This is a genomic window from Paenibacillus xylanilyticus (assembly GCF_009664365.1).
GTDB lineage: Bacteria > Bacillota > Bacilli > Paenibacillales > Paenibacillaceae > Paenibacillus > Paenibacillus xylanilyticus_A.
This window is the reverse complement of sequence record NZ_CP044310.1, coordinates 2,677,786-2,701,149: the sequence shown is the minus strand read 5'-3', so window position 1 is coordinate 2,701,149 and position 23,364 is coordinate 2,677,786. Positions and strand designations below refer to the sequence as shown.

Here is a 23,364-nt window from a genome sequence, read left to right as displayed (position 1 = left end):
GAAAGACCAAGCGGATGGAACTGATGCTTAAGCTCAGTCCCTCCGCCTTTTTCCGGTTCATTCTTAGTCTCTGCGTCTTGGTACTCGGCGGACTTCTGTTCACAGCCATCCACACCCCGATTCCCTGGCTGCTCGGCCCCATGGTATTTATGCTGCTTGGGTCACAGGTCGTTAAACTGCCGCTCCTGTGGCCTACGTCCATCCGGGATTATGGGATTCTGATTGTCGGTTATTCTATCGGGTTGTCTCTGACAGCAGATGCATTGCAGGGCATTCTCCACCAGCTTCCCATGATGCTGCTCATGACCCTGCTGTTGATTGGATTATGTACGCTAACCGCGTACATCGCATCCAAGCTGACTGATTTTGATTTCCCTTCTCTCCTGGTAGGGAGCATACCCGGCGGGTTGTCCCAAATGGTATCGCTTGCGGAAGAAATGAAGTCCATTAATCTGACGCTGGTCACCTTCCTGCAAGTGACTCGGTTGATCTTGATTGTATTCTGTGTGCCTTTCCTGGTGTTCAGTCCATGGATTGGCGGTGCAGCGGGCGCTGCAGCTGATCCTCAAGCGGCTCAGGCTGCGTCATGGATGAATCTTTTTCCAGAGATCCTTCTCTATGGTCCGCTCTGTGTAGCTGGTGCCTGGGCTGCTCGTAAGCTTCGTTTTCCTACAGCGTTTATGCTTGGGCCAATGATTGTTATGTGTGTCATTCATCTGACTACAACCATGCAAACATCACCCTTGCCTTCCTCCTTGCTGAATATTTCGCAGCTGATGATTGGCAGTCATGTGGGTCTCATGCTCAGGCCTCAGCATCTGCAGCGCAAAACACAAACCATTACCCTCGCTGTGCTCAGCAGTTTTCTCCTCATTGCGGGCTCGCTGGGGTTAAGTTATGTACTCATGCAGCTGTTCTCTCTTTCAGCCGCTACCTCCCTGCTCAGCATGGCGCCAGGTGGAATGGATCAGATGAGTATCATGGCTCATGAAGTCAATGCCAACCTGTCCGTGGTGTCTGGATATCAGCTGTTCCGGATCCTTTTTATTTTCTTCATTGTATCCTCCGTGTTAAAGCTGCTTCTCACACACATGCTGAAGAAAAAAGAAGAGCGTGCTCATTCCTCCAGATCCTGAGGGACAAGCACACCAAAAAAAGAGTATCCCTTGGTTGTTATCCATGGATACTCTTTGGTTTGATTTTACACGTTGAACTTGTTTCGTACAGGGTTCATTCTTCTTAGACACTTATGAGTACATACGATTATACATCCAGCTGACCACACCTACTGCAACCACTGCAGAAGTAATAACAAAAACATAATATCCCGTTTTACTTTTCGATCCAGAAGTTTGCTTATCATAGAAGTCCGAGTTTCGTCGATAGAATCCCATCCACAGTTCAGCGATCATATTCGCTGTCATGACCAGAAATTGTTTGACCAGATGCATTAATCCCATGCTCCTCTCTACTCATATAACTTCCATAATAAGTATAATTACCCTTTTTCAATAAAACAACTTCACGTTAGAATCCGGGTTTCGTTTCTTCTTCCAATCGTTTCAAAATATGAAAAGCCTCCTGATCCGAATCTCCACACATATCGACCGAAGCCTGTAATCCACTGCAAACAGCCGGACGATCCGGATGACCAAAGATGCTGCATCGATTATCGGCTGTCAGTTGTACGCACCGTACACCTGCCGGTTTACCATCTTCCATGCCTGGTATCGGTGAAGAGATGGATATGGCGATACAACATGCGGCACAGCCTGTCCTGCATTCCAAAGTAACTCCCCCTTCCAACAGTTGTATCCTAATACATAGATATCATTCACGATTCACCCAAGTCCAGGTACGTGCCAGTCCTTGGGCAATCCTGCGGTTCATGGCACGATTGACGAAGTATCCCCCATGACTGAGCGGATTCCAGCTCCCAATCAAACCACCTGAGTTAATTTCTATATCTTCCTTGACCGCGGCTTCATAAGCCGGATCGATAGGTCGTAATGGATATCCAAGAATATCGTCCCGATCATAAAAATTAACCCATTCCCCCTCCAGCCCGGGAAAGTACTGCTGTGCAGCCATGGAGGATGGTACCTGAATCGGACTGCTAAAGTCATGATAACGTAGACTCCAGAGTGGCAGCGTCGTTCCAAACGAATAGAAATTGGTTAATGTATCTCCCCGCTCCAATGCAGAGGTTACATCCACGATCGATGGAACGCGGCTCGATGGAAACTGGAGATCATAAAAAAAATTACTGGCAATGACAGCACCCAGGCTATGAGCAATCACGCAGAGCGGAGTTTCGGGACCGTTGCGCTGTGCGAGTACATTCATGGCTCGGTTGAGGGTCCTGTGTACAGCGTCATAATTATGGCCTTGATGCTCAACTGGCTGATAGGCGACAGCATCCGCCAGATAGTGGATCACAAATCTGCGCAGCACCTGATAATTCAACTGCTGAGAGCTTACCAGCTGTTGGAACAGCGCCTCTTCCCTCTCTTCAAAGACATCCGCCCAGAAGACCGGCTCAATGTCCAAATATTTCTCCGCTGCTCCACGCATGACCATCACTTGGTCAAATTCCTTATGCAAACGTGAAATCAATTTATCCGCATAATCATCCTTTTGCATACCCAGTCCATGTATAACCATCACTGCTACACGCGTCATGGCTCTCCTCCTATCGTTCTTCGCACTAGGAACTCTCCTCAGAACCATATGAATAATTCATCCGTAACATGCATACACGCGGTGATCAACGATAGTCTATTTTAAATTTTAGTTATACATAGTGTATCATGACCCCAAAGAAAAACGAACCAGTTCCAGGCTCGCAGACCTGTACTGGTTCGTTTTGAATAGAAGAAAGCAAATATTTTAAAAGCTCAGGTGGGTAATTATCCCTTCAAATGAACGGTTAGTATACCATTGCGATTCGATGAAACGTCACCAGTAGTGACTTCTACCCGATCAACCATATCCTGACCATCCGGAATAATGATTGGTGTAATGAGCGGATGTCCAGCAGCTTCAATGACATTACGATCAAATTCGAGCAGCGTCTGTCCGGCTCTAACATGTTCACCAGCTTCGACGTGCATGTTGAAGCCCTCGCCTTTCAGTGATACCGTGTTGATCCCAACATGGATCAAAATTTGCAAGCCGCTTGCATGTTCCAGAATGACCGCATGTTTGCTCTTGATAACATGTGCAACCTGGGCATCAAACGGGGCAACCACTCGATTGCCTGAAGGTTCAATGGCTACCCCTTCACCCATCTGTTTCTCGGCAAAAGCCGGATCCGGTACCTGGTCCAGCGGAACCGCTGTTCCTGTTAATGGGGCCATGACTTCCAGCGTGTTCACCGGTTCGTCTCCCACTTGTGCATTTGTGCGTGTCCGTTCGGCTGCGGCTGCTTCCTCACCCGAAACCGCTGTATTGCTCGCAGAGACTGCGGTTGTTTTGCTTCCGGTTACTGCTTCAGCGTTAGTGCTGCGATCTTGCTTTCTCAACTTCGCTCTGCCGAAAATCACCGTCAGAACGAATGGAACGATGAGCACAATCGCCATGCCAATGAAGAACACTCCCCATTTGTTCGGGAAGATGGACAGGAATCCGGGAACTCCACCTACACCGATGGAGGTCGCCTGGACATTATTCATGGTCAACAGAACGCCACCAATGGCTGAACCTACCATACCGAAGATAAACGGATAACGATAACGGATGTTTACCCCGAAGATGGCAGGCTCCGTAACACCGAGGAAAGCTGATACGGATGAAGTAGCCGCAAGCCCGCGCATCTTCTGTTCGCGTAGAACCAGCATCATCGCAAGTGCTGCAGAGCCTTGGGCGATATTGGACAGCGCCAGCATCGGCCACAAGAATGTACCTCCCTGACTACCAATCAATTGTACATCGACCGCCAGGAACGTATGGTGCATACCGGTAATAACCAGCAATGCATACAGACCACCATAGATTAGACCTCCAAGGGCCGCATAGGATTCATAAATATAAATCAGGCCAGATGTAATCGCATTCGCAATGGCGAATGTAACGGGACCAATGATGGTAAATGCAAGGAATCCGGTAACAAGTAACGTTATAGGGGCAACGACTAGCAGCTTGACGGAGTCATGCACCCTTTTGTTCAGGAAAATCTCAATTTTGGCCAGCAGGTAAGCTGAAACCAATACCGGCAGAACCTGGCCTTGATAACCAATCTTCTCAATGTGCCAGCCGAAGAGATTCCAGGTCGGCACGGTACCTTCATTTACTGCATTCGCATAGCTGTAAGCACTCAGCAGATCAGGGTGCACCAGGATCAGCCCAAGCACAATCCCCAGCAGCGGGCTTCCGCCGAATCTTTTTACTGCTGCCCATCCAATTAAGGCAGGAAGGAAGGTAAAGGCAGTGCTTGCAATGGTATTAATGATGGACGCCAGGTCCTTCCATGCCGGGTAGACATCAACCAGCGATTGTTCATCAAAAAATATGCCCGGTCCTGTCAAAATATTGTTGATTCCGAGCAGGAGACCTGCCGTAATAATGGCAGGCAGGATCGGAATAAAAATGTCTGACAGCGTTTTGATTGCGCGTTGGATCGGATTTTGCTTTTTGCCGGCAGCTGCCTTCACATCGTCCTTGGACGCACGGTCACCGCCGGTAATCTGGATCATCTCATCGTATACCTTATCGACAAGTCCAGGTCCGATAACAACCTGGAATTGTCCTTGCGATGAAAATTGCCCTTTGACCAGGTCATTCTGATCCAGACCTTCAGTATCCACTTTACTCTCATCATACAAGGCGAACCGGAGTCGTGTGACACAGTGCGTCGCAGCTTCGATGTTTTCTTTTCCACCGACTGCCCGTACGATCTCCTCAACCTGTTTTCTATCGATTGCCATGTTGTCACTTCCTATTTAGATAATGTAATTTAGTCCTGTTGTGGTACAAGCCACATATAAGAAGCGTACGGACTAAGTGAGATCACTTGATCCAGAGCAGGTGCCACGTCTGTGTTGCCAATAAGCAGTTCAGCCATTTTACCGGATACATGATCATTCCAGACCGCTGCTGGGAGTGAGAAGGATACTTCTCTCTCGCTGAAGTTGGACACAACGATCAATGTTGCATTGCCATTTGTCCGGGCATAAGCGAATACTTCGGGATGTGCATCATCCAGGCGCTCATACAGACCGTCTGTCAGTACGGGGATCTGTTTGCGCAGCGCAATGAGCTTGCGATAGTGATAGTAGATCGAATTCGGATCAGCCAATTGTTCAGCTACATTTGTCGAAGGGTAACGTTCATCTACTTTGATCCAAGGTGTACCTGTTGTGAATCCGGCGTTCTTGCTGTCATCCCATTGCATCGGCGTTCGGGAGTTGTCTCGGGAGCGCTCTTTCACGATGGCAAAGGCTTCTTCCGCTGACTTTCCGCGTTCTTCCTGAAGCAAACGATACATATTCGTGGATTCAATGTCACGGAATTCGCTTACGTCATTCCAGACGGGATTCGGCATTCCGATCTCTTCACCTTGATAGACATAAGGCGTACCCTGCATGCCGTGGATGGTTGTTGCCAGCATTTTGGCACTCTCGGCACGGTAGTCCCCATCATCCGCGAAACGGGACAACGCTCTCGGCTGATCATGGTTGTTAAGGAAGAGTGCATTCCAGCCGCCACCTGCCTGCATTCCTGTCTGCCACTCACTGAACAAACGTTTCATCGCTTCAAAATCATAAGGCATCAATTCCCACTTCTGCCCATTCGGGTAATCCACCTTCAGGTGATGGAAATTGAACGTCATTGAAAATTCACGGGAAGCCGGATTCGAGTAGCGGATGCAATGTTCCAGTGTTGTGGAAGACATCTCTCCAACCGTTACCATGTTGTAAGGACCAAATACTTCTTCATACATCTCGGTGATATATTCATGAACACGTGGTCCGTCCGTATAGAACTTACGTCCATCGCCTGGGCCTTCGCTGCCGTCATCATTCGGAAAACGCTGATCCTTGGAGATTAGGTTAATGACGTCCATCCGGAAACCATCTACACCCTTTTCTGCCCAAAACTTGATCATGTCCCTTACCGCCTTGCGAACCTGTTCGTTTTCCCAGTTCAGATCGGCCTGGGTTTTGTCAAACAAAGTCAGGAAGTACTGCCCTGTCTGCTCGTCGTACTGCCAAGCCGGTCCACCGAATTTGGACTGCCAGTTGTTCGGTACGCCGCCGTCCGGAGCCGGATCTTTCCAAATGTAATAATTCCGGTACGGATTATCCTTGGATGAACGCGCTTGCTTGAACCATTCATGTTCCGTGGACGAATGGTTCACCACAATATCAATCATCAGTTTCATATCACGAGCCTTCAGGCCCTTCAATAATTCATCAAAATCTTCCATCGTACCAAAGTCCGGATTAATCTCGTAATAGTCCGCTACGTCGTAACCATTATCATTCTGCGGAGATACATATACCGGCTGCAGCCACACAATATCAATTCCGAGGTGCTGCAAATAATCGAGCTTCTCGGTCAGCCCCCGAATATCCCCGGTACCTGAACCCGTGGTGTCGTTGAAGCTCTTGGGATATACCTGATACACCGTGGAGGTTCTCCACCACGATGAGGAAGTTGTATCGTTTGAACTCATGTTAACGCCTCCAATAAGTTGTATTGCACATGATCAAGATCTCAGTTAACTACATTTCTATATTACATAAGTAAACATGTATATACAAGTTGAAACTGCATTATACCTAGAATATTCCTCTTCTACACATTCCCCATTAATAATCGCTCTGTAACATAAAATTGCAGGTTTGCGTTTGGCAACTCCCTGATACATGTATTGGTGAACGCAAATAAACGTCTGCTTCCACAGTGACTGCACTGCAAAAACAGACGCCTTTATGGTTGGTAGGTTCCCCTTGTAAGGTAGATACGCGTGATTCAAGACTCTGGCCTTTCTAAAGCATTTCGGGCGATACAGCTCTTTTCCCTTGTTCAGACCTACTTACTGACATGGATGATAGCGAGGCCAGTTCTTCACGTTCCAGTTCGGCGGCGCTGATCTCACCCGAAAGAACGGCGCGCATGCGCTTCTGATCCAGCAGGCCTTCCCATTTCGCTACGACGAATGCGGCCACGCAATTGCCCATCAGATTTGTGAAGACACGCATCGTATCCATGAAACGATCTGCTCCGAGCAGCAGCGCTACTGCTGCAACCGGGAACGCATTGAGAGCAGCGGCAGTGGCCGATAATGCAAGAAAGGCAGAACCGGGAACACCAGCCATCCCCTTAGAGCTTAGCATCAGCACAAGAAGAATCGTGATCTCTTGTCCAAGCGTCAGGTCGATGCCTACAGCTTGAGCCAGAAATACAGTTGCAAGGGATAGATAGATTGAAGCACCATCCAGATTGAACGAGTACCCTGTTGGAACAACGAGACCAACAACGGCTCGGTCACAACCGGCTTTCGTCAGCTTATCCATCATACGCGGCATTACCACTTCGGATGAACCTGTTCCAATCGCCAGCATGACTTCAGAACGGGTATATTTTACAAATTGTAAAAAGTTAAGACCGGTGATCCACCAAGCCGCAAGTGCAAGCATCACCAGGAACAACAAGGCCGCTCCATAGCAGGCAATAATAAGCATCCCGAATGAGGAGAGCGTCGAGGCTCCATACGCTCCAACCGTGTAGGCCATGGCACCAAACGCTCCTATTGGAGCAAGTTTCATAATGTATCCAATAATCCGGAACAGAATTCCCAGTATATTCTCAATCAATGTGAGCACATTTTCCTTTGCTTTGTTCTCGGTTGCCGCCAGTGCCACTCCAAACAGACAGGCTACAAGCAGTACTTGCAACAATGCATTTTGTGCGAAAGCATCCACAACACTGGTCGGAATGATGTTCATGATAAAATCAACCACATGCGGCAGCTCGGATCCGTTCGTTTTGGCTTCAATGCCGCTCGCATCAAGTGTTGAAGGATCAACATTCATGCTTGCTCCGGGACGGAGCAGGTTGGCTGTACCGAGACCAAGGACGAGAGCAATGGTCGTTGCAATTTCAAACCATATAATCGCTTTGAGTCCAATTCGCCCGACCGACTTCAAATCACCAATTTTAGCAATACCTGTAACGATCACCATGAAAATAAGAGGTGCAATAATCATTTTAATTAATTTGATGAAGCCTGTTCCAAGCGGTTGCAGTAAACTGCCCAAATCAGGCCACAAAATACCTACACCTATCCCGATGATCACCGCCACAATAATTTGGAAAAACAATGATTTCATAAATGACATGAACGTTCCCCCTATTTTCCGTTCCATTCAGAACGTTGTTTACGTGTAGTTTTTTATAACATCCCCAACCAGCCTGCAACAATGAAAATTCAATATTTTTGTGATATGTACCAACTTCAAGCCCACTTTTTGAACCTGAAACCGAAAAAAAGCGAATATCACGTCAGTTATCATAACGTGATATTCGCCTTTGGCCGTATATTTAAATTTCATAAAATAGTGTTCATGTACAAAAAACAATTACGGAATGGGACAATACGTGCTAACCATAATAATCATTCCATTCAATTAAAGCGTGATGGATTCGCCTGGTGCAAGGACCTGACCTTTCAGTCCTTTGGCAGCAAGTTGCTGTACAAAGTTCTCAGAATCCTGACGGATCAACGGGAATGTATCATAGTGCACAGGAATGGTCAGTTCTGCATTAAACCACTCCGCAGCTTGCAGTGCGTCTTCTGGGCCCATTGTGAAATGCCCGCCAATCGGCAGAAAAGCGACGTCGATCTGATGACGGTCACCAATCATTTTCATATCGCTGAACAAGCTTGTATCTCCGGCATGCAGAATGGTTTTACCACCTATTTTAATGATGAATCCTGCAGGCATTCCTGCATACATGATTCGCTGTTCCTCTTCAAGCACAATCCCCGAAGAATGGAACGCCTGAATCATTTTGGCCTGAGCAAAATCCAGATCTACTGTTCCGCCCATATTCATGCCAATGGTGTCCAGCCCTTTCCAGGACATGTATGTAGCCAGCTCCACGATGGCGACGACCTTGGCATTATTTGCCTTGGCAATCGGTTCGGCGTCGAGAATATGATCCATATGTGCATGCGTCAGCAAAACGGCATCGGTTTTGATGTCTTCCGGCTTCGTCACGGCCAGTTCATTGCCACGCAGGAACGGATCGATAATTAAAGACTTCTCCTCCGTACCCAATTGTACGCTGGAGTGTCCATGGTACGTTATTTTCAACATCTTAAGTCCTCCTGACGATTGGATGTGAGCAGCCTCATTTCTCAAGTTCCGCTGCGTTCACATCCATCTTAATTGCATTTACCTACTTTATTATAAATCATACCGTTTGCGGGAAGCAAAATGTCGCCTTCAGGATTGCAAACGGTAGACTCTGGCTTCATACGGTTGCAGCAGAATGGTACCTTCATCCGTTGAATACCGTCTTTTCACATTGCTGATGACCAGCTTCGCACGTTCCTCTGTCCAGCCTTCTGGCCATTGCATCTCCGGTTCATGCCCTCGAAAATTAAGAATGATAAGCATCTTCTCGTCATCCAGCGTACGTGTGTAGGCATAGATGTCCGGATCATCTGGCAAGAGCAGTTCATACTCACCGTAGATCAGCACTTTGCTCTTCTTCCGGAGGGCAATCAGCTTGCGATAATAATGCAATACGGATCCCGGATCGTTTTCAGCAGAAGCCACATTGATCTCTGTGTAGTTATCGTTGACCTGAATCCATGGCTCGCCTTCCGTAAACCCTGCATGCTTCGTGTCATCCCATTGCATGGGTGTACGTGCGTTATCCCTGCTTTTCAGCCAGATCGCCTTCATAATGTCATTTTTGTCCCGCCCTTGGGCGATATAATGCCTGTAATAATTCATCGTTTCAATGTCTCGATACTGCTCGATATTCGGAAATGCAACATTCGTCATGCCGATCTCCTCACCCTGATAGATGTAAGGCGTTCCTTCAAGGGTAAGCATCCAGGTAGCCAGCATCTGAGCAGACCGAACCCTGTAACGGCCATCGTCGCCGAAACGGGAAACCGGACGCGGCTGATCATGATTGCCCATATAGTTGGCATTCCAGCCTCTACCGTGCAGGACTGTCTGCCAGCGGCTCATGATTTCTTTCAGTTCGGTCAGCTTCCACTCCTTGTAATTCCACTTCCCTATCCCGGAAGATTTGGCGTCTACAAACATATGCTCAAACTGAAACACCATGTTCAGCTCGTTGCGATCTGTTCCCACGTAAGCAAGGGCCTGCTCCGGGCCAAGACCTGATGTTTCTCCGACGGTCATGGGACCATACGGCTTCAGAATCATGTCGTTTAGCTTGTTCAATATGGAATGGACTTGTTCCAGGTTGGAGAACAGCTGGTATGCTGGGACAACCGGCAGATTGTCAGGATTGTGTGCACTGGGCAGTCCTTCAGCCTTGGCAATATGGGCTACCGCATCAAAACGGAACCCGTCCACCCCTTTTTGCAGCCACCAATGCACCATTTCGTACATCTCCTCGGCCATTTGTGCATTGTTCCAATTTAGGTCAGGCTGATGCTCAGAGTACAAATGCAGATAGTATTCGTTCGTTTCGGGATCATGCTTCCACACCGACCCGCCGAAATAGGATTCCCAGTTATTCGGTACTTGACCGTTCTTACCTGATCGCCATATGTAATAATCCCGTTTGGGATTGATCTTGGAGGAGCGGGATTCAGCAAACCAAGCATGCTCATCCGATGTGTGATTCAGTACCAGATCCATCATGATTTTAAGTCCTCTGCTGTGAGCCGCTGCAAGCAACCGGTCAAAATCCTCCATCGTACCGAATTTGCGCATAATGGCATAGTAATCACTGATATCATAACCGTTATCATGTCCGGGAGATTCATAAATGGGACAGATCCAGATGACGTCGATCCCCAGATCCGTCAAATAATCAAGCTTTTCATAAATGCCCCGCAAGTCACCGTGACCATCACCATCCGAATCCTTGAAACTGATGGGATAGATCTGATATACAACACTCTCTTTCCACCACACGATGTGGATCACCCCGTTTCCGCTCTTCACTAATTTTTGTCCGCACATTCGCATTATTCCGATATCTGTCATGAACATAGGTCATTTAGGTACAGAACAACCCGTTAATATGTTTTATCCGAAATGCCGACTGTATAAACACAAACGTGTCCCGAAGCACACAAAAAAAGACCAAAATGAATCCCGCCTGAGTGGCAGATTTCTATTCCGATCTCCTTGTCGATATGAATTGTATGAACAGACGAAATGCAATATAACCGATCCAGGCACCAAGGGTATTGAGGATGATGTCATCTACGTCAAACGAACCCACACTCAAAACCAGCTGCGCCAATTCAACGGCAAGCAGCAGCCAAATAACGGTCCATGTAAATTTCAACCCCGTTCGGCATGAACGGAACAACCAGGGAATCCATATGCCCAGTGGAATAAACAATACAATATTACCGAACAGATTTTTCACCCAAGCCTCCGTACTGTATCTTTCCCTCTCTAGTAACAAGGGTCCGATTGTCTCGAGCGGAACAAGATTGTATTGATAACGCTCCCCTGTGACCCTTCCATGGATAAATAACAAATTCCCCATAATCCATAGGTAGGCTATTGCAAAAACGGCAACCAGGAGCACGACCCAGGGCTTGTATATTCCCCTACCTTTTTGCATGACTGTATTCCTCCGGGAATGATAACCGCAGCGCGGCTCCCTTATTTTACCGGAATATAGATCTTCATGTCCAACTGCTCAGGGGTCGATTTCCACACATCGGTTATCTCAAAATCAGGACCTTCCCTGCGTTCATAATTGGATTGGGGCAGCCAGCTGCCATAAATCATCTTGCGGATATCCTGTCCGGAACCATCCACGGTGAATTCGGCGTACAATCCACCCGGGATCTCAAATGCTGTATAGCCTGGTTGAAGCAGTGCCTTGTCAGATGAAGTTTCCTCACCAACAAGAAATGTGAATGCACCATCATCCTCAAATTGACAGGCAACGCCATAGGCCAAATCAGGACGTGCTCGTTCAGGGATATTCATAAATTTCTGTTCTGCACCAAAATCATGATAGAATCCCGGAATTTCGTTATAGTGCTGGTCGTTATTCAAATTCGTGTGGTACGCGTAACCTATGATTTGGATGGCCTGCATGGTTACAAGGCGTGGTTTGTTCATGATAAACTCTCCTCCCAGCCGGGTACGATAGTCATTAAAGTCAATACTCTGCTGAATCTTGGCAGAAGCGGGCAGCTCATTCAGCTTGCGAAAGCGGGCTGGTGTCGTCCCCCAATGGGCAGTGAATGCCCTGGTGAAAGCTTCCTGCGAATGATATCCCCACTTCAAGGCTACATGGAGGATGCCCTCTGCCGAGTCCAGCAATTGCCGAGCTGCTTCTGTCAGTCTGCGCTTGCGCACATATTCAAGTACGGTAAACCCGGTGATCGCCTGGAATAAACGCTGAAAATGAAACGCGGAAAAACCCGCTGCTGCCGCTGCCTCCCTCATGTTAAATTCATCTTGCAAATGCTCTTCAAGATATCCGATAGCCCGTTGTATTTGCGAGTAATGATCCATAACGAGTAATTTCCCTTTCTTCATAGAAATGGAGATGATTTCCGTCTCCTTGAGTTGATTATCACTTAACGGAGGTTTATTTTTTTGATATTGCGTGCGGTATTAACTCTTTTCCAATAAAAATAACACAACAAAGTCCCCTTTCATCAAGGGGACTTCATCTTCTAACTTATTTACCTCAGCCTTTCCAGTGTCCCGAAACCGGATGAATGCCCCAGATATCGGTAGCATATTCGCTAATGGTACGGTCACTGGAGAAGATACCGGATTGAGCCGTATTCAGAATCGCTTTATGTGACCAGCCGGGCACATCACGATAAGCCTTATCAATGGCCGCGTGGGCATCGGCATAGGCAGCAAAGTCACGCAGTACAAAATACTCATCTCCATGTGCCAGCAATGAATCATAGATATCCCAGAATTCGCCTTCCCGACAACAGAACGGTCCTGGATGAACCAGCTGTTCCACCACTTCGCGAATGCGCTCATCCTGCTGCACAATTTCGTTAGGACGATAGTTGCCTGAACGATAATAATCCATCACTTCATCCGCTCGCAGACCGAAGATAAACATATTCTCTTCTCCAACCTGCTCTGCCATCTCCACATTAGCCCCATCCATCGTACCAATGGTTAATGCGCCGTTCATCATAAACTTCATATTGCCCGTACCCGAAGCTTCCTTCCCTGCAGTGGAGATCTGTTCACTGACGTCTGCGGCCGGGATGATTTTTTCTGCCAGAGAGACGGAATAATTTTCGAGGAAAAATACCTTCAGCCGGTCATTTACCGCCTTATCCTTGTTCACGGTATCCGCAACGGTGTTGATCAGCTTGATGATTTTTTTCGCAAAATAATAACTCGGTGCAGCCTTCGCTCCAAAGATGAAGGTACGTGGAACGATATCGAATGACGAGTCATTTTTAAGACGGTTATACAGGTGCATGACGTGTAAAATGTTGAGAAGCTGGCGCTTGTAGCCATGCAGCCTTTTCACCTGTACATCAAAAATGGAATCCGGATTAACTGCCGTTCCGGTATGATCCAGAATGTATGCCGCGAGCCGTTCCTTATTTTCGTGTTTGATGGACCTGAACTGCTGCTGGAATGAAGCGTCGCCAGCAAATTCGGCGAGTTCATTCAATCTGCCTGGCTCTGTGATCCATTCACTACCGATCGTATCGGTAATCAGACTGGACAGTTTGGGATTTGCATGCATTAACCAGCGACGATGCGTTATCCCGTTCGTTTTGTTGTTAAAACGCTCCGGATACAAGGCATAGAACGGCGCCATCTCCCGCTCCTTCAGGATTTCGGTATGCAATGCAGCGACACCATTAATGCTGTGACTGCCGACAATCGCCAGATGTGCCATGCGAACCTGATCGTTCGCAATGATAGCCAAATGCTGAATCCGCTCCTGTTCTCCTGGATAACGATCCAGAAGCATGCCGCAGAATCGCTTGTTAATCTCTTCAATGATCATATAAATACGTGGCAGCAGCTTGCTGATCATGGACACCGGCCATTTCTCCAGCGCCTCACTAAGCGTTGTATGATTGGTATACGAGACGGTGCGCGTTGTAATATCCCATGCTTCATCCCAACCATAACCTTTCACATCAATGAGAATCCGCATCAGTTCCGGAATGACCAGCGTTGGGTGGGTATCATTGATGTGGAATGCCACCTTGTCTGGTAACCGGTCATATGATAGTTCCAGCTTGTTAAATGTACGCAATGCACTCTGCACGCCAGCAGAGCACATGAAGTATTGCTGTTTCAAACGAAGCAGCTTGCCCTCGTACTGGGAATCGTCGGGGTATAGAAACTCGGAGATCGATTCCACGGACCGGCTGTAATCCAGGTAACCGTAATAGTTCGAAGGGGTATCCATCGAGGTTTCCCTCTTCGGCTCTGCACTCCACAGGCGAAGTGTGTTCACATGCGGCTGACCGTATCCAAGAACCGGAGTATCGTAGGGTACCGCAACGACGGATTCCGCATCCTTGGTGACAAAATGATAATGTCCGTCCTGCTCATAGGCCTCTACCCGGCCCCAGAACTGAACCTCGACCTTTTTGTCCGGGCGTCTAACTTCCCATTCATTGCCCTTATCGAGCCAGTTGTCCGGAAGTTCGACCTGATTGCCACCGATGATTTTTTGCTCAAACAATCCGTATTTATACCGGATACCACAGCCATGGCCAGCATAGCCGAGGGATGCGAGCGAGTCCAGAAAGCACGCCGCCAAACGGCCCAATCCGCCATTCCCCAGCCCGGCATCCGATTCCTGTTCCTCAATGTCCTCCAACGAGAAGCCCAGCTCGGCGAGACTGTCGCGTACGAGTTCCAGTTCGTTCACGTTCAACAAATTGTTGCCCAGCAGACGTCCAATCAGGAATTCCAGCGAGAAGTAATATACCTGTTTATCCTGGCGCTGCTTGAATCCCTGATTCGACGCTGCCCAGTCCTGACCCGCATACTCGCGAATCATGCTGCCCAGTACGTGATAGACGTCTTCGTTCGTGGCTTCTTCAAGTGGTTTGCCCAATTTGCTGACCAGATTCCGTCCAAAAATACTCTTGAATGTTTCTTTGTTGTCAAACAAAAGCAGGTTCCTCCCGGTGAAATTCTGTATATTGTGAAAAAATAATGATTACACTGGCCACTACGCTGGCAGAACAACCTTCCGATCACTGTTACCCCCGGATTTCTATGATCTAGTTTCTCAAGTGTAGAAATCCGGGGATAAAGGTGAACGCTACGCTTCTCCAGGTTTTTTCTGCCCTCTTCGTTCACGTGCAATTTTCATTTCACCAAATATACAGAATTTATATTTTATTTATAGATGATATCGGTTAACAGCACGTATTAGATAATAGTACTCTTCGCCAAGATATACGGGTTCGACGGGTCCCCGATGAGCGTCTGTCCACCAGTCAGTTTCACGTCTTTGTCCAGAATGACATTCTCCAGTACCGCATCTTCACCGATGTAACATTTCTGCATGATAATTGAGCCTTTAATTCTGGCTCCCTTCGCTACCTGCACACCCCTGAACAAAATGCTGTTCTCCACTTCTCCGCCGACAATACATCCATTGGCAAGCAGGGAATGTTTGACCTCGGCCGAGTCGAGGTATTTCGCAGGTGCCTCGTATTTAATCTTGGTCTGCACGGGTTCTTCTCTGAAAAGTTGTTCATAAAGCCCCGTATTCAGCAGCTCCATACTGTTGCGATAATAACTGTCAATGGAATTAATCACGGCATGGTAGCCTTCATAAGCATATGCGGCAATATTTAAACCATCCGGATTTTTCTGAATAACATCACGGAAGAAATGGCTCTCGCCATGATCAATGCAGCGCTGAACCTGACGCAGGAACAACTCCTTTTTCATGATGAAAATTTCTGTATATATATTCGGGTGATCGGCGCTTTGGTGAATGTCCACCACATTACCGTTCCCGTCATGTTCAACTTTGACACAGGCATCGTGCTCAGGCAGCAGTTGGTCTACTCTTTTGCAAATCAGCGTCACGTCTGCTCCCTTATTCACATGATATTGATAGGCATCCTGCAGATCTACTTTGGTCACATGCCGACTGCCGGCATGAACCACATATTCACCCGAACCGCGGTGAAAGAAATCTAGATTGTTGTGAAAATGCTGCAAATCCCCCTGTGACGTGTCCGTTGGATCATTCCAGTCCGGCGGCAAGATGAACATGCCCCCATGCTTGCGATCCAGATCCCAGGGTTTGCCGTCACTCAGGTGATCCATTAACGAACGGTACTTGCGGCGGACAAATACCCCAATACTCTCTATGCCCGCATTCATCATATTGGATAATACAAAGTCGATTAGACGGTAACGCCCGGCGTAAGGAACCGCGGCTCCGCAGCGAAAGTACGTCAATTCCTTCAATTCCTCAAGTTCATGATCAAGGTTAATAACACCGATTAATGGTTTCATCGCATGCACCGTCCTTTGAGCTCAGATTAGACTTTAGTTGTCATTCCCTGTTGAAGCTGACGTTCCAATTCTTCATGGTCCACAAGCAATACGTCACTTTCATCCTCAGGCGCAGGGGATAGGTAGGTTCCATCCGGAATGACCAGGCCTTCCGCAATGATCACTCTGTGAATGTGCACATTCTTCCCGATCTTCACCCGTGGCATGACCACAGAATCTATGACGGAACTGTGCTCTCCAACCTCAACCCCGTAGAACAGTATGGAGTGGTTAACCTCTCCATGTACGATGCTGCCTTCACTTATAATGCAATTTCGCACCTTCGCCGCAGGTGAAATATACTGTGCAGGCTGATTCGGATTACGGGTGTAAATGCGCCAATTGGGATCATTCAGGTTGAGCGGTGTTTCCTCATCCAGCAGATCCATGTTGGACTCCCACAGACTGCGGATGGTTCCTACGTCTTTCCAATAGCCTTCAAACGGATACGCGTATAAGGATTTTTCATTTTCAAGCAATAAGGGAATGATGTCTTTGCCAAAGTCGTATGAGGTGGATGCCTCTTGTTCGTCCTGAATCAGGAAACGCTTCAGTACATCCCACTTGAAGAGATAAATACCCATGGAAGCAAGTGTGCTTTTGGGTTCTGGAGGCTTTTCTTCGAATTCGTAGATGCGGTAATCATCGTGGGTGTTAAGCAGCCCGAATCGGCTGGCTTCTTCGAGCGGAACGTCAATGACCGATATGGTGCAATCCGCGTCCTTTTCCTTGTGATACCTGAGCATTTTTTCATAATCCATTTTGTAAATGTGGTCCCCTGAAAGAATGAGTACATGCTCTGGATCGAATTGTTCAATGAAATTCAGGTTCCGGTAAATCGCATCGGCTGTGCCTCGGTACCAGTTACTCCCGTCTTCACGCTCATGCGGTGGAAGAACGTATACCCCGCCATTTTTGCGGTCCAGATCCCAATCGCTGCCGATGCCGATGTATGAGTGCAGTACGAGAGGTTCGTATTGTGTCAGTACACCAACGGTGTCGATGCCTGAATTGGAGCAGTTGCTTAGAGGAAAATCAATAATCCGGTATGTCCCGCCAAAATATACAGCAGGCTTCGCCAGTGATTTGGTCAACCCTTTTAACCTTTTGCCTTGCCCACCTGCGAGCAGCATCGCTACAACTTCTTTTTTTGCCATCATTACAGCCTCCTCCACGCGCATTCTTTCTGGTACATTTCAGAGCCCATAATCCAATATTCTGTTTGTTTGGACGCCGTTGTCATGATTAGGAGCACGCTGTACAGACAAACCATATCCTTTGATATCGCAATCTCGCCCGAGACTGTAGCGGAACGTCATTCATTGTGATGTCTGAGTAGGATGATCATTACAGAGTAGCCTTGACTTGCCGTGCAGAGGTGATTGGTGGAATTGAAATTAAGATGTACCCCGTGAGAAATGCAATCCATTATCCCTAATTAACATTAAACACGAAACCGGCTGAGGAATCTTGCTGGGAAACGTAAGACAAAAGTTCAGGCTGTCATCACTCCTTTTTGATGCTGCAGTGATTAGATTATTGTATTCGCTGTAGGGATTCAAAATCCTTTTGCTTTTGTACGATTGATTAAAATGGAAAAATAAGTAACTTTCCACCTTGGGGCATGACAAAAAGCCAGGACTGTACCCGGCTCTTCGCCTGCTCATTTATCGTTTGTGAAAAAAATACTGTTCCTCGTGTTGATACTCGTATCTATATAATTTTGCGGAAAAGCTCCATCACTTCTTCTCTCGAAGGCTGATATGGATTGCCGGGGGCACAGGCATCTTTCATCGCATTATCTGCAAGCAGCTCAAGATCGGGATCCGTTACGCCCAGTTCGGACAATTTCTCGGGAATACCCACTTCCCTGGAGAGCTGGCGAATAGCGTCAATGACATACATGGAGCACTCTTCATCACTCTTATCCTTCACATTCATGCCGATGGCTTTGGCGATATGCCGGAATTTGCCGGGAACATGCTTCGCATTCATCTCCTCCACATAAGGGAGCAGCATGGCGTTACATACGCCGTGCGGCAGATCGTACACCCCTCCAAGTTGATGTGCCATGGCATGCACATAACCGAGACCCGCATTATTAAAAGCCATTCCTCCCAGGAAGCAGGCATAGGTCATGTGCTCCCTGGCTTCAAGGTCGCTCCCGTCTCTGACCGCTCGCGGCAAATATTCAAAGATCAGTTCAACCGCTGCTGCAGCGGTCGCACTGGTCACTGTGAATCCGCCAGGCGTCACCATCGCTTCCACTGCATGGGTCAGAGCATCCATGCCTGTTGCGGCTGTCAGACTGGCTGGTTTGCTGAGCATCAATTCCGGATCGTTCACTGACAGAGAGACCAGACTGTTTCGATCCACCATTACCATTTTTACCTTGCGTTCCTCATCCGTAATCACGTAATTAATGGTCACCTCACTCGATGTACCGGCAGTTGTATTGATCGCTACAAGCGGTACAGACTTATGATGCGATTGATGCAATCCTTCGTAGTCCCGAATATGTCCACCATTGGTAGCGACAATGCCGATGGCTTTCGCTGCGTCCTGAGGCGAACCTCCGCCGATCGATATAATGGCATCACAGTCATGTTCCTGATACACTTGGAGACCTTTATGCACATTTTGACACGTAGGATTGGGCTGTACGTCATCATATACCACGTAGTCTAGCCCTGATTTTCTTAATATAGACAGTACTTGCTCAGCTACACCGGAAGAGATCAGCTGCCGATCGCTGACAACCAGTGCTTTACGAATATCCATGTCCTGAATCATCTTGCCTGCTTCCTGTAAACATCCTCTGCCCATCAAGTTCACGGGCGGAACATAATAAGCATGTGTTGCCATCTGAACCAGCCTCCTGTAACCCCTGATTTACTGTCTTCATTGTACCTGAATCCGTTTTCAGATATAGTGAAATAAATCACATTCAGTGCAGAAATGTTACACTTCCCTTTTCTACAGATGCCGAGTCTCCTCTCCATCTTTATTTTACAAGGTTAGCTGCGTACAAAAAAAGGCCTGAAACCAGAGGTTTCAAAGCCGCTTTTTATGAATGTTGTCATCCTGTCATTTACCATCAACATGGTGTGAAACGATTAGTATCTGTTATCTTTTCGCAGAAAACCTGCTTACAGCGCTTTATCGTCTACCCCATCCAGCCATGCTTCAATATCACCGATTACAGAAGAGACACAGCCATCCTCAAACGGAGAATTCAGACCAGCCAGTTCAACCAATCCTGTGAAGGAGAGGCTTCCTCCCGCTTTGCACAGGGTCAGATAGTCGGCCCATGCAGACTTCATATCCTCGTTACTGCGTTTCCAGAACTGGAAGGCACAGATCTGAGCCAGCGTGTAGTCGATATAATAGAACGGCGAGGAGAAAATGTGCCCCTGCTTGTGCCAGAATCCACCTTGCTCCAGATAGGCATTATCCTTGTAGTTGATGTGTGGCAGGTACGTTTTCTCAATGTTGCGCCATGCCTGTTTGCGCTCAGTCGGTGTTGCATCCGGGTTGGCATAGACGAAGTGCTGGAATTCATCCACGGCAACGCCGTAAGGAATAAAGAGCAAACCGGAGGACAGGTGATCAAACTTGTATTTGTCCGTATCTTCCTTGAAGAACAATTCCATCCACGGCCATGTGAAAAATTCCATGCTCATGGAATGAATCTCTGCCGACTCGTACGTCGGCCAGTTGTATTCCGGCACCTCAAAGTGACGGCTCTCATACACCTGGAACGCGTGTCCGGCTTCGTGTGTCAGGACATCGATATCTCCGGAAGTACCGTTAAAGTTCGAGAAAATAAACGGTACTTTATAATCATTCAGGAAGGTGCAGTAACCACCGCCCTGCTTGCCTTTTTTACTAACCAAATCCATCAGTTCGTTCTCCGTCATCATCTGGAAGAACGTATCCGTCTCAGGGGACAGCTCAGCGTACATTTTTTTACCATTCTCAATAATCCAGTCCGGATCCCCTTTAGGAGTCGGGTTACCTGTCTTGAAGCTGAAGCCCTGGTCATAAAAATAGAGCGTATCTACATCGATCCGGCTGCGCTGACGCTCTCTGAGCTTCGTAGCCACAGGCACAATATAATCACGAACCTGCGCTCTGAAATTGGCAACCATCTCCGCGTTATAATCAGTACGATTCATGCGATCATAACCAAGTTCCACATAGGATGGATATCCTAATTTTTTGGCAATTTGCGTGCGTACTTTTACAAGCTCATCGTAAATGCGGTCAAATTCCGCTTCGTGCTCAGCCATGAATGTATATCTTGCTTCGGAAGCGCGTTCCCGCATGGAACGATCTGTAGAGAGTTCAAACGGATGCAGCTGTGGCAGGGTACGTTCTTCGCCTTCAAACGGAATTTTTGCAGAAGCAATCAATTGATTATATTCTGTGGACAGCTTGTTCTCTTTTTGAAGATCCTCGATAATTTCCGGGCTGAAGGTTTTCAGGGACTGTTCTGCCAGCTGGAACAGCTGAGTTCCCCATTTTTGCTCCAGTTCCGCACGGAATTTCGAATTCACCAGTGCCCGGTAATAATCGGTGATGTACTCTTGAATGATCGGGGAGCTTTCATCCAGAAATTCGTTTTCTGCTTTGTAGAACGTATCATTCGTGTCAATCGAATGACGGATATAGACCAGCTGCGCCATAGTCTCAAAATCACTGCGCAATGCGTTAATCTGATCCATAAATCCGCTCTGCTCATCCACCGTAGCCGCAGCTTCGAAACCTTTCAACAGCTCACGGAAAGAAGTTTTGATTTTTTCCAGATCGGGACGTGTATACGTATATTCACTAAATTTCATTTATGTACACCCTTTCCTGTTAGGCATTTCGGGAAATATCCCGAGTTGGACTAATCCCTATTATACAAAAGAGCAGCCTAAAAATCCCATCTTTACGAAAAATATTTGTCCATCGGTCAAATTGTGCGACACCTTTCGTTATATAGATTACGCGCTTATGTAAGGTACAAACTGATATGTAAGTGATGTATTGTACAGAACATCAGGATAACATCTTGCCAAAACAAATAAACCTGCCTCGCAAACGCGCGAAGCAAGCTTATGGCTTGTCTCATGTCCATGTCATCCATGTCTTTTATGGTTTAGCTATTGTCTTTGTCAAGAATCTGAAAGAACCAGCCCATTCCGATCATTCCCACAACCATTACTGCAATTAGAATAATGATGTATGTCATGAATGTACCCCTCCCTGCATCCGATTGATCAACATACTACTTACAGTTTACACGGTGAAACGCCTTTTGAATTGTCCCAACATTGACAAAAATACGACATCTTTAATTTTAACATAAACTAGTATTGCACAACGATTCGATCTGCATCCCATTCGTCATATCGAAATGGTGATCAAGTCAGGATGACTTACCAGAAGTTTCATCTGACATATTTCCGGTGTATACTATAAATCTATTAATTAAGTAATGGTTTGAATGCAGCTTATTGCATGGACTTATGCAAATCGCTTACGTAGAAAGGTTGAAATCAATGTCGTCGACTCGTATTCCCTTACGCCATCTATTTCTTACATTTATGCTTGGCCTCATGCTGATCATTCTATCCGCTTGTGCCGATGGAGAAGCCCATCTGACCGTCAATATGGATGGTTCAACCGACCTGGATATCCATCTCGGTGTAACCGAATCCGCGCTCGGTAAGATTGGACAGGACAATCTGATGCCCCTGCTCGAAGAAGCCCTGAAGAAAAACAACTTTCAGGCCGAGGTCGTAGACGAAGGAGAACGGAAGCAGCTCTCGGCAACAACCCACTATGAGAAAAGCAATACCGCCGCTAGTTTCGATCTGTCCAAGCTTCCAAAAGGCATCCAGGTCGAGCAGTCCACGGAGCCAGGCTTCTTCACTTCCAGATTCCATGTTACTGCCACCGCTGACCTGATGGAATCCATGCCGGATGGAGAGATTAAGGATCAGATCAACAAGGTGCCAAGCTTTCTTAAGAACCTGCTGCTCAAAGATGTGAACTTCGACTTTAAACTGAGTTTGCCAATCAAAGCGCAAGATTCCAACGCGGACCTGGTTGAAGATCAGGGGAAGACACTGACCTGGCACATTTCTCCCCTCAATTCGAATACACTGGACTTGACGGTACAGGTACCAAACATTCGTAACATTATTATTACCGCAGTCATCGCTTTAATTGCCGTCGCTGCACTGCTTATCTGGTTTTTTGTTCGTCGCAGACGGACAAGACGCCGCCGCAAGGGATAACTTCACCCGTTTAATGTGAATACTGGAGTATAATTGGATGTTTGACTTGCCAAACCGTGTTATGGATAGTAGAATACATCCGTACTGTGTGAACGGTTAAATTCATTATGGCATAGCTAAAGAGGTGACAGGTTTCATGAATATCCGGGAATGCCCACTGCCTGGTATCGGAGTTAAGTACCAGTTTGATACAAAAAGCGGCAACCAACTGGTTATTATTAAACACGAAGATGGACGCCGCGAATTGTTCTCTGTTGATCCAAGTGATCACGAAGAACTTACATTGATTGCGGAACTGGAAGATGATGAATGCGTAACCCTCTCCGGGTTGATCGGAGGATGGTCCTGAT

At 47.2% G+C, this 23,364-nt stretch carries 18 protein-coding genes; 3 read left to right on the top strand and 15 right to left on the bottom strand.

What is annotated here, in order from left to right:
- The first annotated feature begins 14 nt into the window (after positions 1–14).
- Positions 15–1,136, top strand: coding sequence for an AbrB family transcriptional regulator (locus F4V51_RS12250; protein WP_236146749.1), 1,122 nt, complete (start codon positions 15–17; stop codon positions 1,134–1,136).
- Positions 1,137–1,247: 111 nt separating this feature from the next.
- Here the strand turns inward: F4V51_RS12250 and F4V51_RS12245 are convergent, their stop codons facing one another.
- From F4V51_RS12245 to F4V51_RS12175, 15 genes are all read right to left on the bottom strand, one after another.
- A complete protein-coding gene (locus F4V51_RS12245) occupies positions 1,248–1,451 on the bottom strand; it encodes a hypothetical protein (protein ID WP_153978164.1) in 204 nt (67 codons plus the stop codon).
- A gap of 76 nt (positions 1,452–1,527) precedes the next feature.
- On the bottom strand, positions 1,528–1,788 hold the full coding sequence (locus tag F4V51_RS12240) for a YkgJ family cysteine cluster protein (protein WP_095287548.1): 261 nt from the start codon (positions 1,786–1,788) through the stop codon (positions 1,528–1,530).
- Between the two features lie 42 nt (positions 1,789–1,830).
- Positions 1,831–2,682 (bottom strand): chemotaxis protein, encoded by an 852-nt coding sequence (locus tag F4V51_RS12235; RefSeq protein ID WP_153978163.1) that lies wholly within the window; start codon positions 2,680–2,682, stop codon positions 1,831–1,833.
- A 227-nt stretch (positions 2,683–2,909) separates the two neighbouring features.
- Complete coding sequence (gene treP, locus F4V51_RS12230) at positions 2,910–4,925, bottom strand: PTS system trehalose-specific EIIBC component (protein WP_153978162.1); 2,016 nt, start codon at positions 4,923–4,925, stop codon at positions 2,910–2,912.
- Positions 4,926–4,954: 29 nt separating this feature from the next.
- On the bottom strand, positions 4,955–6,676 hold the full coding sequence (gene treC / locus F4V51_RS12225; RefSeq protein ID WP_153978161.1) for an alpha,alpha-phosphotrehalase: 1,722 nt from the start codon (positions 6,674–6,676) through the stop codon (positions 4,955–4,957).
- A gap of 316 nt (positions 6,677–6,992) precedes the next feature.
- Positions 6,993–8,345, bottom strand: coding sequence for a C4-dicarboxylate transporter DctA (gene dctA, locus F4V51_RS12220; protein WP_153978160.1), 1,353 nt, complete (start codon positions 8,343–8,345; stop codon positions 6,993–6,995).
- A 288-nt stretch (positions 8,346–8,633) separates the two neighbouring features.
- Complete coding sequence (locus F4V51_RS12215) at positions 8,634–9,326, bottom strand: metal-dependent hydrolase (RefSeq protein WP_153978159.1); 693 nt, start codon at positions 9,324–9,326, stop codon at positions 8,634–8,636.
- A gap of 129 nt (positions 9,327–9,455) precedes the next feature.
- Positions 9,456–11,183: a glycoside hydrolase family 13 protein gene (locus F4V51_RS12210; protein WP_323131809.1), complete on the bottom strand. Its 1,728-nt coding sequence runs from the start codon at positions 11,181–11,183 to the stop codon at positions 9,456–9,458.
- Between the two features lie 154 nt (positions 11,184–11,337).
- On the bottom strand, positions 11,338–11,799 hold the full coding sequence (locus F4V51_RS12205; protein ID WP_153978158.1) for a VanZ family protein: 462 nt from the start codon (positions 11,797–11,799) through the stop codon (positions 11,338–11,340).
- A gap of 41 nt (positions 11,800–11,840) precedes the next feature.
- Positions 11,841–12,707: an AraC family transcriptional regulator gene (locus tag F4V51_RS12200; RefSeq protein WP_153978157.1), complete on the bottom strand. Its 867-nt coding sequence runs from the start codon at positions 12,705–12,707 to the stop codon at positions 11,841–11,843.
- Between the two features lie 178 nt (positions 12,708–12,885).
- Positions 12,886–15,318, bottom strand: a complete 2,433-nt coding sequence (locus tag F4V51_RS12195; protein ID WP_153978156.1) for a glycogen/starch/alpha-glucan phosphorylase — start codon at positions 15,316–15,318, stop codon at positions 12,886–12,888.
- Between the two features lie 263 nt (positions 15,319–15,581).
- Positions 15,582–16,685 (bottom strand): glucose-1-phosphate adenylyltransferase subunit GlgD, encoded by a 1,104-nt coding sequence (gene glgD, locus F4V51_RS12190; protein ID WP_153978155.1) that lies wholly within the window; start codon positions 16,683–16,685, stop codon positions 15,582–15,584.
- Positions 16,686–16,711: 26 nt separating this feature from the next.
- Positions 16,712–17,881 (bottom strand): glucose-1-phosphate adenylyltransferase, encoded by a 1,170-nt coding sequence (locus F4V51_RS12185; protein WP_153980670.1) that lies wholly within the window; start codon positions 17,879–17,881, stop codon positions 16,712–16,714.
- 556 nt (positions 17,882–18,437) lie between these two features.
- Positions 18,438–19,589 carry an iron-containing alcohol dehydrogenase gene (locus F4V51_RS12180; RefSeq protein ID WP_153978154.1) on the bottom strand — a complete coding sequence of 384 codons (1,152 nt, stop codon included), beginning with the start codon at positions 19,587–19,589 and terminating at the stop codon, positions 18,438–18,440.
- Positions 19,590–19,873: 284 nt separating this feature from the next.
- The gene (locus tag F4V51_RS12175) at positions 19,874–21,568 is read right to left on the bottom strand and encodes a M3 family oligoendopeptidase (protein WP_127536110.1); all 1,695 of its coding nucleotides are present in this window, start codon (positions 21,566–21,568) and stop codon (positions 19,874–19,876) included.
- A gap of 705 nt (positions 21,569–22,273) precedes the next feature.
- Between F4V51_RS12175 and F4V51_RS12170 the strand changes: the two genes are divergently transcribed.
- On the top strand, positions 22,274–23,014 hold the full coding sequence (locus F4V51_RS12170; RefSeq protein ID WP_153978153.1) for a hypothetical protein: 741 nt from the start codon (positions 22,274–22,276) through the stop codon (positions 23,012–23,014).
- A 136-nt stretch (positions 23,015–23,150) separates the two neighbouring features.
- The gene (locus F4V51_RS12165) at positions 23,151–23,363 is read left to right on the top strand and encodes a cation:proton antiporter regulatory subunit (RefSeq protein ID WP_095358458.1); all 213 of its coding nucleotides are present in this window, start codon (positions 23,151–23,153) and stop codon (positions 23,361–23,363) included.
- Position 23,364: the final 1 nt, after the last annotated feature.

Coding starts and splice junctions, on each gene's coding strand:
- F4V51_RS12250 (WP_236146749.1), top strand. CDS start 15: ATGGAACTGATGCTTAAGCTCAGTCCCTCCGCCTTTTTCCGGTTCATT.
- F4V51_RS12245 (WP_153978164.1), bottom strand. CDS start 1,451: ATGCATCTGGTCAAACAATTTCTGGTCATGACAGCGAATATGATCGCT.
- F4V51_RS12235 (WP_153978163.1), bottom strand. CDS start 2,682: ATGACGCGTGTAGCAGTGATGGTTATACATGGACTGGGTATGCAAAAG.
- treP (WP_153978162.1), bottom strand. CDS start 4,925: ATGGCAATCGATAGAAAACAGGTTGAGGAGATCGTACGGGCAGTCGGT.
- treC (WP_153978161.1), bottom strand. CDS start 6,676: ATGAGTTCAAACGATACAACTTCCTCATCGTGGTGGAGAACCTCCACG.
- dctA (WP_153978160.1), bottom strand. CDS start 8,345: ATGTCATTTATGAAATCATTGTTTTTCCAAATTATTGTGGCGGTGATC.
- F4V51_RS12215 (WP_153978159.1), bottom strand. CDS start 9,326: ATGTTGAAAATAACGTACCATGGACACTCCAGCGTACAATTGGGTACG.
- F4V51_RS12210 (WP_323131809.1), bottom strand. CDS start 11,183: ATGTGCGGACAAAAATTAGTGAAGAGCGGAAACGGGGTGATCCACATC.
- F4V51_RS12205 (WP_153978158.1), bottom strand. CDS start 11,799: ATGCAAAAAGGTAGGGGAATATACAAGCCCTGGGTCGTGCTCCTGGTT.
- F4V51_RS12200 (WP_153978157.1), bottom strand. CDS start 12,707: ATGGATCATTACTCGCAAATACAACGGGCTATCGGATATCTTGAAGAG.
- glgD (WP_153978155.1), bottom strand. CDS start 16,685: ATGAAACCATTAATCGGTGTTATTAACCTTGATCATGAACTTGAGGAA.
- F4V51_RS12185 (WP_153980670.1), bottom strand. CDS start 17,881: ATGGCAAAAAAAGAAGTTGTAGCGATGCTGCTCGCAGGTGGGCAAGGC.
- F4V51_RS12180 (WP_153978154.1), bottom strand. CDS start 19,589: ATGGCAACACATGCTTATTATGTTCCGCCCGTGAACTTGATGGGCAGA.
- F4V51_RS12175 (WP_127536110.1), bottom strand. CDS start 21,568: ATGAAATTTAGTGAATATACGTATACACGTCCCGATCTGGAAAAAATC.
- F4V51_RS12170 (WP_153978153.1), top strand. CDS start 22,274: ATGTCGTCGACTCGTATTCCCTTACGCCATCTATTTCTTACATTTATG.
- F4V51_RS12165 (WP_095358458.1), top strand. CDS start 23,151: ATGAATATCCGGGAATGCCCACTGCCTGGTATCGGAGTTAAGTACCAG.